This window comes from Pseudonocardia oroxyli, from assembly GCF_900102195.1.
GTDB classification, from domain to species: domain Bacteria; phylum Actinomycetota; class Actinomycetes; order Mycobacteriales; family Pseudonocardiaceae; genus Pseudonocardia; species Pseudonocardia oroxyli.
The window spans coordinates 127505-140841 of record NZ_FNBE01000010.1; the positions used below are offsets into that span (position 1 = coordinate 127505).

Genomic DNA, 13337 nt, shown 5'->3' on the forward strand with positions numbered 1-13337 from the left:
CGTCACACCTCCTCGTGCTTCTCTGGGTTCGGTGAGTTCCAGACTACGGCGACGAGCCGCTCACCTGCAGAACTCGTCCCCCTTGCTGAGGGTCGCGCTCCACACCAGGCCCGTTACGAAACCCGGACGCTAGCGTGATGGGACGACCTTTTCGGACAGCAGATGACGGCACGGTCGAGCGATGCACAAGGGGCGAGGGCCCGTAACGCTCAGTACACCCGCCTCGATCATGAAGATCATGGCCCGACCCGTCCCGCCCGAAGGGCGTGAGCGCTACAGGAACCCCCGACCCGGCGTCGTCGCAGGATGCCCGAGCGGTGGGCTTTGGCTCATCCAGTCCGACGTCGACCGTGGCAACGGCCAGCGATGCCACGAGGACTTCACCGTCGATGCCCCGGACCACGCGTAGTGGGCAAGGCAAACCGGCTGCGCAAGCAGCGGCAGATGTGCGTGTTCTGCGGGACCCGTCCGGCAGACAGCAAGGAGCACACCTGGGGGAAGTGGACCCAGCAGGTCCTGCCGGATCCGACCGAGCAGCTCTCCCACACCCACATGACCACGTCGTTCCCCACGCTGGTGGACGGCCGGACCGTTCAGGTTGCGGAGTTCCGGCGGCAGAACGGAGCGATTCGCGCCCACCGTCAGCGCATCGTCTGCTCGCCCTGCAACAACGGCTGGATGAGTGCGCTGGAAACCAGCGCGAAGACGATCCTCAAGCCAATGATGTTCGGCGAGCCCCGAGCGCTCAGCCCTTCCGATCAGGCCTCCCTAGCGCTGTGGGCCGATAAGACCGCCATGGTGAACGAGTTCGGGCACAGGCCGTCCGTCACCGTGTCGGCCGACCAGCGCCGCGATCTCTACCAGCAGCAGCCAGCACCACACACACGGGTCTGGCTCGCGCGCTTCCACGACACCCACGCCAACCTGCATAGCCTCCGCAACGGTCTGACCGTCTTCCCTCGGGACGGCGTCAACCCGGGCCCCAATTTGCGTACCGACACGTTCCTCGTCGGGCGCGTGCTCTTCCACGTCCTCGGCGCTAGCGACGACATCGCCGCTCAGTTCGTCGAGATGGACATCACACGGCCAAACGCGAAGTTCCAGCTCATCCAGATCTGGCCGGCCGCGCAGGAGGCCGTGAGCTGGCCACCCTCCGGGGAGGACTGGACCGACAGCGCGTTCGACCTCCTCGCGCGGATGGCGAAGGAGGAACTGGACAGTGCCCTTCCACCCGGGGAGTTCACCACTGCCGAAGCGATCGGCTTGCCCACCGAGTAGGTGGCCGTCCCGGGTCAGCCCGCGTGCACGACGTCTCGGAAGGTCTCCAGCAGGGCCGCGGCTCGCCCGGCGAGGGCGAAAGAGTCCCGTCTGCAGGATGCCAGCCATCTGATCCGTAGTCGCCGTACGAGCGTGGGCATGAGCGGCGACACGGGAAGATGTGGATAGACCGGCTGCCGGATAGGGCAACAGAGGCAGCAGCGGGACGCAGTTGGTGGCCAAGACCGTGGCCAAAGATCAACTAAGGTTGGGCTCGCCGTGCGGTACGAGAGCTTGCTGCCTCAGCTCGGGCTGGGCGACAACACTCCGAAGCAACCGACGTGCGTCACTCCCTGCTCTACCAGCACCGATCGAGCGGCATTGGGCATCTTGTCCCCGCCGAGCCGCCAAGATCAAGTGCTATGACCAGCTGAACTCAAGGCCGACTCCGGTGTCAAGAAAAAGCTTAGCGAGGGCGCCCGGACGTCAAGTCTCCGACGAACTCATCAGGTTGCCGTTGATTGCATCGAGCGGACTACGCCACCGACGCTGCCGCCCGCCAGCCAACTCGGTCAGAGTGTACCTAACAGTGTCGAGGTCTGGCCGTCGCTCAGGGTCCGGATCAGTCATGCTGAAAGTCAGCTCTACGAGCTTACGAGCAATGCGACGTGAACAACCTGGATGACGAGCACGAATCACATCCCCAAGGTCGTTATCGGGCCTCCTGCGACCCGCGCTCACAATCCGCCCCACTACCCCGATTTCTCGTTTTCGGGTCGCGTCAGCTTCAGAACTCCGCCTGCTAACCCTACTTCGTCCTTCAGTCGGATTCGACACGTAACCAGTCACGCAGAAGCCTAGGACCAAGCCAATCGAGTAGACCTCAGACGACACGCTAGGCGGTCGCCCATCGATTACCTCAGGGTCCGTGAATCTCAAGGTATACATCCTCTTCCTGGCACTATCACGCAAGGACTGCATTGCTCCAAAATCAATGAGAACTAAACCTCTGGAAGGAGTAATAATACAGTTGCTTGGCTTGATGTCGCCATGCATTAGCGGATTTCCGGCCGAATGACTAACGGACGCCAAGGCTGCACATGCGGCTGCGAGGTCCTTCACGTAAGTAAGCAGCTCCACCAGAGAGGCGCGCTTACCGTGGACTACTTCATCGAGCGTCGGACCTTCTACCCACTCCATCACGACATAAGATGCGTCCCCCCTATTTCCGCTCCACAGGTCACCGCGCACATGGGGAGGGGCACCCGTGAATGCATCATACATGCGAACCAGATGTGAGTTCTCTGCAGACAACGAATTCAGAACCGGGAACCAATCCCGAAAGAAGTCAACCGAACCCAGTGCCTCATCCCGATGCTGCCAGGTACGTCTAAACATCTTGACTGCGATACGCACGGGAGAAGAAAGATTCCCCCGGTACTGGGCCGGATAGACAGTTCCCTCACCACCGCTTCGCCCTGGACCCAGCAAGGCGTATCGATCGGGCGCCTCCAGCGGTCCAACGAAAAGAGCGTCCGCGGTATTGAAGCCACTAATGTGGTCGACGCTTGAGGAATCCCCGTCAGGCTCGGTGTCTCCTTGCGTTGAGCCGGCTAGCTCCTGTGCCACAATTTCGGTTGACGATACAGGTACATCTTGCAGCGAATTCCCCGAACGCCTTGGGTCAATGCGCTGATATCTCAGTCTTTCCTCTTCGGCGACTTCCCACTTCTTGCGCCATTCTTCGACATCTCCCTCGCAAGTGCGGACAATCGCCACCGTCGCATCCCAGGTTGGCGGCTGCCTGTACTTGATGTTTCCGCTTAGAGCCTTCGAGACAGCCGACTCCGAGAGATTCGCTCCGATGGACAGGTCAATGTTCCGCAACCCGGCCTTCTTCCGGAGCGCGCGTAGGTCAATGGCAAACTGCTGAAGTGGCCCATTGCCGCCAACCGGGATCTCGCGACGACCTGCGGGCACAGTCACTCCTGCCTTTCACCGCGAATCCTGCAATAGAAATCGCTCGGCCGTCGCTTTGACCAGAGGCCGAACGTTCAGCTCTCCAGAAGCCCCGGCCCCTACACACAGAACCACCCCAACTGATTCGGGGACAGAGTAACCGAGTCTCAGCAGGTAGACCACCGCGGTCAGGTTGATGGCCATTACCAGGAGCTTTACCCAGGGACTCCCGGCAGACTCGTTACGTCCGACCGTCCACGGCTGGCGTGTGCGTCCACAACCCGGCTCCCGGGCCCCACCAAAATCTGCGAGCGTGAAAATCTTCATCGGACTCCTCCTTCACACCACCCGAAATGGCGACCTTTGGGCACGTCAAGCCGTCGACCCCGGGTCGACATTGTCTGCGGGCAGCTGCGAAAGCAAGCAGAACGAGCTTAATGGAAAGTTTCCCACTTTCCATGTTGCTGAACCTCTCACCTGACCGCCTCGGAAACTTTCCGGGGAGTCGGCTGAAAGTTTCTGCGACAGCTCCAGGCATCGGAGAAAGAATTCGACAGTGTGTGGCTGGAGTTGGGCGACTCGGTGGACTGGTCCCCGACGGCGGCTTCGAGCCGGACCGGATCTTCCGCAGGACCCGCAGCTGTTGGAGCTGATACCGGGCGTCGAGTCAGCGCACCTCGACCTCGCGGATGGAGTGGACGGCGCACCGGATGGGGAAGTGCCGGAGGATTTTCAGCCGCCGAACCGGCGCGCCCCGCGAGGGCGCACCACGCGCGCCCAAGATCCGAAACTGCGCGGGGGATCGAGCGTCGCTCGCTCGACGTCGCCGTGCAGATCGACGCATCGGCGGATCGCGCCACGGCCGGACACGAGGTCAACGGCACCTCGGCCACCGCTGGCTCCTCGGGGACAGCTCACCCTCCGACGCATTACGAGGCAACCGATGTGCGCCGCTCAGCGCTCTACCAGCACCGATCGCGCGCCTCACGACGCTCAGCGCGCTCAGGTCGCTGGAGGAACTCCGGCCTCATGCCACGAGCCATGCCACACGGGTGTCGCACTGTTTACTCTCTCTCGACTCGGATTGAGCGCTCCGCAAACGAGGCCGACGCCGCCCGGGGCACCGGATCTCGCGACGGGGGACAGACCTCCGCCATGCTCGATGGTGCTGACAGAGGGGAGCCCACCCTTGACACGCTCCCCCGGCCGCTCAGCCAGTCCGGCGCTTCCCGGCCTGTGGGAACCACGGCCCCTGCCCCACGGCATCACTGCGCTTGTCAGCCACAGATGCAGGTCGCGAGAGTCGGCACCACACCATCGAGGCGCAGCTGCCACGAACCCCATCGGCAGCGCCCTCTTGTCAGAGCCAGGAGTGGCGGGACACGCGAATCTGTAACGGACTACCGACAACGCCCGACTACAAAGCTTGCCGGCCACGAAGGTCACCGCATAGTCTTAGGGGCGTACAGTGGATAGCCTAGACACCTTTGTTGCGTTTCGCGCCTATGCAGCGACAAAGATCGATTATATTGGTCGAAGGATCTCATCAGACCCTCCTCGACCACCTGAAACCTTGACATTCGAGCAGATGCTGAATCGCATCCGCGAACAGCCCATTCCGACGCTGCCGCGACTCTCCGAGGCTCTCCTTATGACTCAAATGCGCGGAACCCTTACCCCACGGGATGAAAATCACTGGAGCCTGGGAGGCCTGACCCGGACGCACGTGCTAATCGGATTCCACATCGTATGCCTGGACCTTCTAGAATACCTTGATGAATTCTTACAGCTCGCAATGGACAATAAGATGGAGTCACGAAGATGGCGCCATACCGACAATGACCTAATGTGGCACTACGACCTCGATACGATCTGCTCCCCACCTCCACCTCCACCTCCACCCTCCACACCAACACCGCCGACGACAGGACCTTGGACCGCCAACTCGTTCAATCCGCTATACGGAGTTCGTCAGGCACCGCGAAACTGGCCGAGCGCTGGAGGGCCGAGCTAGTGCTCACTGCTGCGAGAACCTGCAGCCTATGCGCTGGAGTAGCGATAACCGACGCCCCCGACCTTTTATGCTTTTTACACGCTGATACCGAAAGTCGAAGCTCTCAACTTCAAGACTTGCGAGATGGCGGAACCTGCTGGTTCACTGAATCCACCACGTTGCAACAGGCCGATCTCGACCTAATTCTGTCGTCCGCACCTCGTGACCACGAGGACCGACCCATCCTCCGTGACGCCCGATTTACTGGATGCACCTTCACAGGCTCGGTCCGATTCGCCTCCGCTGGCCACGATGGGCGCCTCACGGCCGTCAGGTTTGTAGAGTTCTGCGACTTCGAATCCGCCACGTTTGAGTCGGATGCCGACTTCACAGAAGGAGTCTTCGATGACTACACCAGCTTCCGATATGCCACGTTCCGTGGAATTGCAGACTTCGAACAGTCGGCTTTCCTTCAAGAGAACAAGGCACTCGAGATGGTCGAGCATCCGGACAGCCCCGCCTTCGCATCGGCCAACTCGAAGCGGCTGAGAATGCTATACCCCGTCAGCTTCGAGAGTTGCCAGTTTGATGGTCCCGCGACGCGATTCGCTGAATCCTGGGCCAACAGCATCATCCGATTCGACGGAAGCACATTTCGATCGGTTGATCTCGGGCCAATCCTCTGCAGAGGTCTCAGGATACGGAATGCCACCTTTACCCAGCGCGCCCGAATTATAGCGCATGGACTCGGCGGAGTCGGCCCAGTCGAGCTAACAGGGGTCGACTTTCAAAGTAGCGCCGCATTGGAGGGCTACTCCGTCGGCATAAGTCTAACGTCTGTGAACTTCACTAGTCCGTCCACAATCAGAGAAGTTCAACCACTTTCGAAGTGGAACCAGCTGTATAGGCTTGAAGGTGGCCGCGAAAAGAGTCTTGCTAGCACGGTGTCGCTGAAGGGTCTGCGAAGCTGCAACCTCAACAATACCGTCTCGGTCGCAAACGTCGACCTGTCGTATTGCTTTTTTGAGGATACGACGAACTTGGATCGATTCCGACTCGAAGCAGGGACAACCTTCCTGGCGATAGGTGGCGCACTAAGAACTAGACGGCGTATCACAGCCCAGGAACGGCGCTGGCGATTCACGAAAAACCCACAATGGGCGGGTTTGAAAGAGACCGGCACTGTCAACCTCTCAAGTTCCTCCGACGCAGACCGGACTCAAGATGCGGTACAGGTCTCAGAGACGTATCGAGCGCTTCGCAAAGGGCGTGAGGACAATAAGGATGAGCCTGGAGCCGCCGACTTCTACTACGGCGAGATGGAGATGCGACGAGCAGCGACAAAGGGTGCCGAGAAGACTCTACTGACTGCCTATTGGCTTGTATCCGGGTACGGTCTGCGAGCCTGGCGGGCTATCGTAACATTGGCACTGTTCCTGGGAATTATTTCTGTGGGATTTGAGTTCTTCGGGTTCACAAATCAGGGCTCGCCAGCCCATCCCAATAGCGTACTCTTTGTGCTCGCGACGATCCTGACGGTTGGCAATGCCACAAACGTACCATTAACCCCTACTGGCGAAGTTCTGCGCCTTCTCCTCAAAGTCGGAGGTCCTCTTCTTCTCGGGCTTGCAGCATTAGCAGTTCGCGGCAGAATCAAGCGATAACGGGCATCATGTAGGTTACTGAGAACCTTCTGCGCCCTGTTGCGTCGGCCCAGCCGGAGAATATGAAAGCTTGAGATAGTTGCCGCCCGGCATGGCTAGACCTCCGGCCTCTTTGCCGGTTGTAGGTACCGCCCAGAGGGCAACTGCGAGCAGGCCGCCTGATCCGTAGTTGGGATGCGGGAGCGTCCATGCTGGGCGACCAGGATCAAAACCGGCACAACGAGCGGCACTTCGCGTGTGAGAGGCAGAGGCTAGCAGCAGTTGGTGGATCAGGCCGTGGATCAAGATCGTTCGCGCCTCGCTCGACCTAAACACCCAGCGACGCTGCGACAGTCGTTCTTGCTCAGGCCAAGCTGGCAATCAGCGGGACCCCTCGCTGATGCCGGCCCGTCACCCGGGCGACCCCAACACCGCAGGCATGGCCTCAGACGTCATGCCCTCGAGGTACTCGCCGATCGCCGACCGGTCACCACCCCTGCGGTGGAAATGTGACGGACAGTACTGTGCGACCTAACCGGCTGATCGAGAGCGGAGAATCTATGCGTCGCATTCTTGGCGTCCACGGGATCGGGAACTACTCCTACTATCGAGATAACAACAAGTCTGTCGAGTTGGCAACGGCCGCTATTTCGGCACGGTGGGCAGGCGCAATCAACACAGCCAGCACCGAACAGTTCGATGTCTCGGTGGCATACTATTCCCACCATTTGCGAAGGGGTCAGCCTCAATCGGTTGCCGATGTCAACCTACTCGACGAGGGAGAGCAAGATCTCTTGGTCCTGTGGGTCGACCAGTTGAATAGGGTCTCGTCCGTCTCGCAAGGCTCCCGGACAATAAGGGCACGGCAAGCAGCTGATTGGCTAAGCCGAAGGTTCGGACCGCCAGCACGCCTCTTCGCCTTGATGTTCTGCCGGGAGGTCCATGCATACTTGCGCCACCGTGACTCACCGCGTCGCATTGCAGCGCGTGAGGCCGTTCAGGAGGCAATCCGCAAATACAGGCCCGAGGTGATCATTGCGCACTCTTTAGGAAGTGTAATTGCATACGAGGCACTACATTCTGAGCCAAACAGCGAAGTCGACCTCTTCATGACGGTCGGAAGTCCACTGGCAATGCCATCCGTAGTATTGCCTCGACTGTATACCGAAATGAACGGAAACATCCGCGAGCGCCCGTCGAATACACGATCATGGGTCAACCTTGCTGACGTCGGAGACATTGTGGCCGTCCCGTCAAGCGGGCTATCTGGTTCGTTCTCGGGCGTCCAGTGCGACCTGCCAGTGACGATTGGAGAATGGGACTTTCACACGTCCGAAGCATACCTTCGGTGTCCCGAGGTACGCGCTCAACTTCGACTATTCTAATACTCAACTTGACGATGAAGATTATTGTCCAGCAACAAACAAGCCACCACCTGGCTTCCTGAAGCCACCAAGAGCATCTCGCTTGAGAGTACGTTAAGTGCCGTAATTGGGGTCGACCCAAAAATTGACAAAACTTCGACAAGCTGCAGATCGTGCAGATCCCACACTTCAACGTCGCCCGCGTCGGTACCAACAAAGGCCACTCTCTGCGAGCGAAAGCTGCCAATCGCGAAGGCAGCATGCCGCCAGCTCGCTCCAATCGGGATTGCCTCAGGCGGCCCAGGAATGGACAGGTTGTGTATCTTAACCTGCCCGTCGGTCAGCGTTATCCTCTTGGCGACGCCACCCACGAAAGAAATTCCGCCTTCTTTCGCCGCTAAGAGCGTACGATCCACAGCAGCGACGTCGCCTGAAATGCTACGGGAACGGAAATCCCAGATAAATCGCGAGCCATCTACGGCTTCGACGGAAACCAGCAGGTCAGCCCCGTTTGGAATAAAGCCTATCCGCTCGATCTCACTCTTGAAGTTCTTTGAAATACCGACCCAGTTCCCTGAGTCTGCTTCATAAAGAGAGACAGAGCCATCGTCGAATCCTACGGCGAAGGCGCGGCAATCTGGCGTGACAGCCACTATCTGTGCAACAGCAGATGGCGTCGAGGGTTCATCGGAGGTGTCAAAACCTCGGTCAGAGCCATCCATGCCCGTTCGCGTTATGCGGACCAGCCCGGCTTCATCGCCCGAGATGACTGCACTCAACGACGAATTGACGGCGACTGCGGAGACAGCGGCGCCATGAACCTTCCATGAGCGAACAAGCCGATTCGTTTCAACATGCCAAACTGTCACGTTACCGTCAGCGTCTCCTGTTGCAACAACTCGCCCCGCAGAGTCGCACGCGTAACACGTGGGGTTGGTGAACCGACGCCACCGAATCACGCCATCTTCATAGTGAAGGCGCAACTCACTGCCATTCCGTAATGGTCTTGTTGTAAAGAACGGACCGCCAGATCCCTGTCTTGCTTCTTCCACTGAGACGTCTACATCGACAAGCTTTCCTGATTGGTCGAATCTTGTATCTTGAAGATCCGCAACCGACGCCGATCGGACCGTGGTCCTGTCTGAGAATGAGACGATAGTTCTGTCGTGCCCCACTCGGACCGCTTCGATATCGGACCCGCCGGTACTGAAGAATTGGCTTCCGGTTACCCGCGCACGGCCGTCTCTCCCTCCGACCGCCCACAATTTCCCACTCCTAGATAGTGCAATCTGAGGTGACTCGGGGGCCTCGAAGCTCACTCGCTTCTCGTTTGTGCCAGACAGGACAAGTTGTGGAGGAAGAGCGCCCATCGACGTCGAAGCGACTACATCTTCCCCATCTGATAGCCGTACCTGAGCAACGGGCCCCGCGTGCCACTCAACCGTCGAGGACTCCTGGGCACGACGCTCGTGCGCGTGACGGGCATGCATACGCATATATCGATCTGGAGCGGAGACCGTCCAACAAGGAGCCCACGTCAGTGGGTCGGGTAACGCGAGCAGTGCGGCGGCCCGAGCTAGCTCAAGCTTTTCCATTCTGATGGCCTTTTGGACAAGATTTAGCCTTCGGTCAGCGTCCTGCTCTGAGGCATCGAGAGATCTTGCCAAATCAATGTTCGCGGTATCACCGACCCCCTCCGTTACCACCAGCCTGATTGCGGCACGATTCAGCAGGAATAATGGATCGTCCACGATCTCTGCAGCTCGCCCTGCATCTGCCGCGTGCGCGAGGGCGTGTCTCAAAAGGTACGGCTCCGCAGCCTCCCATTCTCGGTCAGCGTACTGTCCAAGAGGCTCCAGTACCGCGTCGAGGAACCTGACCGAAGCGTCTTTGCTAACGTCGTGAAGATGATCGACCAATCCTTGGTGGAATAGCCGGTAGACAATGGAAGAGTCGACATCTGATGATTGCCTGAGATAGAATCGCGCCTCGTTAAGAGTGCGGCGGATTGCCGATAACGAGACGTCGGTCATCGGTTCGAACTCTCGAACAACACGCTCAAGAACGGATATGGGCATGCCCTGGCCTTTACCGAGAGCAAGCGCGCACAGAACCGGCCTCAAGAGTGGTGGCTTCTGGTCCCCACTTAAATCCAGTTCCAGAACTGAAGGAAGGTCGTGAGGAACGGCCCTTCCAAATTCCTCGGCGAATGCTGGAGTTATTGTTCTTGCATCCGGGTATTGCCGTAAGAGGTTGCGGGTATATAGCCCAGCAACCAAGAAGGGGCCCCACTCTCGCTTGCGGTTCCTTTCTCGCCTCCAAGCGAGTTGGTGACCTAGCTCAGATGCAAAGGCCCCGGAAACAGCCCCGCTACGGCGGTAGGACGGAACCGCTCGCAATAGCTCGGTGACGTACTTATGTAGATCATCTTCCAACACGTCCTCTGGCACATCGTCTAGGTCAAAAAGCAGTTCGCTCTCTGCGGCCACATCCAAGAGATGGGCGAACTCTGGGTATCTGCGCACTCCTACTAAGACCCGAATGTGCGTCTGTGCTCTAGTCCTAGCCGCCTCGACTAATGGGGTGATCAGGGACCGCGAAATCCTCTCGGGCTCGTCAGCTTCATCCAAGGCGTCCAGGACGATGACAGCGTGCTCTCGCATTCTTAGAAGGTCGTCAACAAGCTGTTCTGGTGATGCAGGATGACGGAGACCCAGTTGTTCCGCGATCGAGCTAGCAACGCTTAGCATCGACCGTCGCCGGGCATGCACAGCAGCGAGTCTTGTAATTGGCAAAGGGGCCTGAGCTACTCGGTCCCATATTGGCCTCGTCGCTGCCCGAAGCTCGCCATGGGCCGCGCAGACGAGAATACCGATCAACGCTGACTTGCCAACCCCAGGACTGCCGGTTACAACCGCGAGGTGTCCGTCTCCGACACCATTGAGCCACGGCGATATTCGCCTAAGCTCACGATCGCGGCCTGAGAAGCAACCAACCATCGCCTCGACGTAGTCAGCGATACCTACCGTTCCGGCCGCGCGATCAAGAAAATGTCTAGCATCAAGCCCGTCATAGAGCTCATCCAAGAAGGGTTGCGCAAGTGTCCGGACGACCGGCCGTGACGAACTGGACGCTGAGGGCTTATGCGACGGATTCAGAAAGAACGGTGGGTCGACACTAGCACTAATGTCCAGTTGAGTTGCAGTGATTTGTTGGCTGTACCCATCACTTTCTTCGGTTTGCCTATTCACCTCTTGTCGGATGGCGCGGGCGATTGTGGAGAGCGGGGCGTTCTCGGCCTCGGGCGAGATGTCTAGCTCGCCTTGTTTCAGCGATCGCAACACAGAAATAAGCGATGCAGTAAACACTCCATCATAGGCGGCCTCGTTACCACTGCAGGCGGCGATCACCCAACCTCGCGCCACCTCCGCATCAATCTTTGACTGCCAGGGCAGCCGAGCGGATAGGCCCGCGGAGCATAGATCAAGCATGAAGAGCGTGCGCGGGGCACCCGGTGTGTTCTCAACGCCAATGAGCCATTGCTGGATGTCCGATCCAGGATCCGTCTTCCCATCAGAACCCAGCACAAAGACGGTGGCTTCGCCAGCGGCAAGCTGACCGTGAGACAGGACGTGCACAAGAAGAATGTCGTTCTCTTCTCCACTGAGCACGAAGTCTTTAACTACAACACCCAGCTGTTCGCTAGTCAGAAACCTCTCGCTCACTAGCGTGGTCCGGTAGCCGAGGTGCTCCAACACCCCGACCAGATCGCTCTCTAGCGTGCTCGCAAATGGAAGATCCTGAAGCTCGCTCGGCGCTTCCTTGCTGCCGAAGTCGCTCACGGAAATGCAGAGAGCCCTGCGCCGAAGGCGCAAACTTGGTGAATTCGAGTATTTCGCTTGCGGGAGAGGTTCAGTTCTTTCGGCCTGAGTCACGGTATCCCGGTCTGCCAATGTAGTTTGGGCGGTTGGGAGAGCTACACGACGAGGACTCGAGGCAGTGGAGGCGAAACCGCCAAACCGTTCGCGGATAGTTGCAACTGTCTCAGGCTCAAGCGTCGACGACGGTGATCTGACATGCGCACCTGCGTCTTCCGCTGCAGCTAAAATAGTCTTGCTTGAAACTCCCAGTTCTTTAGCCAGCTCGTGAACACGCACCCGGTTAGCCATACACGCCGTCGTTCAGGTCGAAACGTGCTTCGAGCAACTTGCCAACTTGGGCATCTGCGGTTCCTTCGACTCCTCGACCGGGCCCAAGTCGTCGCCACGACCTCGCATGCAGTGATGCTACTCGACCGGCAACGTGACCCACATCCCTGCGTGTTGGACTCGTTAACGTTCAAAACTCCGGGGGAGCAGTGACCCCCGCCCTCGCGGCCTCGTCCGCGGCGCGAGAGCATGGGCTCGTTCACGATCGCGAACGATTCCGTCTGAACAAGACCCTCCGGCGGCTGGACCCTCCTGGCCTTGCCGCCCATGACCGATCACAGCCCCGGCCAGAGCAGCCACGATGGCGGTAGCCGAGCCGAGGCGGATGCCCGCTTGGCGTGGTCGCTCGCGGCGAACTGCCTGCTCTACGAGTCCGATCCCGGGCCGGCCGTGCTGAACGTGGCTTCGGCGGCCGAGCCGGTCTGGATGGACCGCTCGACGGCGTGGCAAGACAGCTACGGCCGCTACCTCCTCGAACACCTCGACGCCGACCCCGACCGACTCCGCGCCGCACACACCGCCGCAGCCGCCGACCTCGCCGAGGCCCGCACACTGCGGTTCGCCCTCGACACCTACCGGTCCCGCCGCCGCAGCGGGTTCTCCCGACGGTTCGCCGCCCGGATCCTGCGGCCGGGGCCACGCCGCGAGCTCGTCGGCGTCTACCGCCGCGCGGTCGATCTGTGTCGGCTCGCGCTCGACATCGCCACGGCCGCGGGCGCCGACCAGGACCCGCTCGCCCGCCGGCGGCTGCACGCAGCGACCCGACACCAGAACACCGTCACCGCGCTCGGAGTGATCCCCGGTGTCGCCGAGGCCAGCAGCACCCAGCTCGCCGAGGACCTCGACGAGCTCGACATCCTCGACGCGGGCAATCCCGGCGACTCCAGCGGAACTCCTGAGCCCTGAACGCCTG

5 protein-coding genes and 1 pseudogene are annotated in these 13337 nt (G+C 59.7%); 3 read left to right on the plus strand and 3 right to left on the minus strand.

Translation table 11 applies throughout. From position 1 onward, the window contains the following. The first annotated feature begins 408 nt into the window (after window positions 1-408). Window positions 409-1278 (plus strand): hypothetical protein, encoded by an 870-nt coding sequence (locus BLS43_RS16530; RefSeq protein ID WP_093085386.1) that lies wholly within the window; start codon window positions 409-411, stop codon window positions 1276-1278. 465 nt (window positions 1279-1743) lie between these two features. On the opposite strand, the gene BLS43_RS32055 is transcribed toward BLS43_RS16530, so the two are convergent. After that, the gene (locus tag BLS43_RS32055) at window positions 1744-3243 is read right to left on the minus strand and encodes a protein kinase domain-containing protein (protein WP_093085389.1); all 1500 of its coding nucleotides are present in this window, start codon (window positions 3241-3243) and stop codon (window positions 1744-1746) included. Window positions 3244-5346: 2103 nt separating this feature from the next. Between BLS43_RS32055 and BLS43_RS29430 the strand changes: the two genes are divergently transcribed. Next, complete coding sequence (locus BLS43_RS29430) at window positions 5347-6873, plus strand: pentapeptide repeat-containing protein (RefSeq protein ID WP_143030074.1); 1527 nt, start codon at window positions 5347-5349, stop codon at window positions 6871-6873. Window positions 6874-8233: 1360 nt separating this feature from the next. Here the strand turns inward: BLS43_RS29430 and BLS43_RS16540 are convergent. Further along, window positions 8234-12058 carry an AAA family ATPase gene (locus BLS43_RS16540; RefSeq protein WP_245707545.1) on the minus strand — a complete coding sequence of 1275 codons (3825 nt, stop codon included), beginning with the start codon at window positions 12056-12058 and terminating at the stop codon, window positions 8234-8236. Between the two features lie 183 nt (window positions 12059-12241). Further along, a pseudogene (locus tag BLS43_RS31160) lies at window positions 12242-12385 on the minus strand (translation initiation factor IF-2 N-terminal domain-containing protein); the annotation flags it as partial. Between the two features lie 372 nt (window positions 12386-12757). On the opposite strand from BLS43_RS31160, the gene BLS43_RS16545 reads away from it, so the two are divergent. Continuing rightward, on the plus strand, window positions 12758-13330 hold the full coding sequence (locus BLS43_RS16545) for a hypothetical protein (protein ID WP_093085392.1): 573 nt from the start codon (window positions 12758-12760) through the stop codon (window positions 13328-13330). Window positions 13331-13337: the final 7 nt, after the last annotated feature.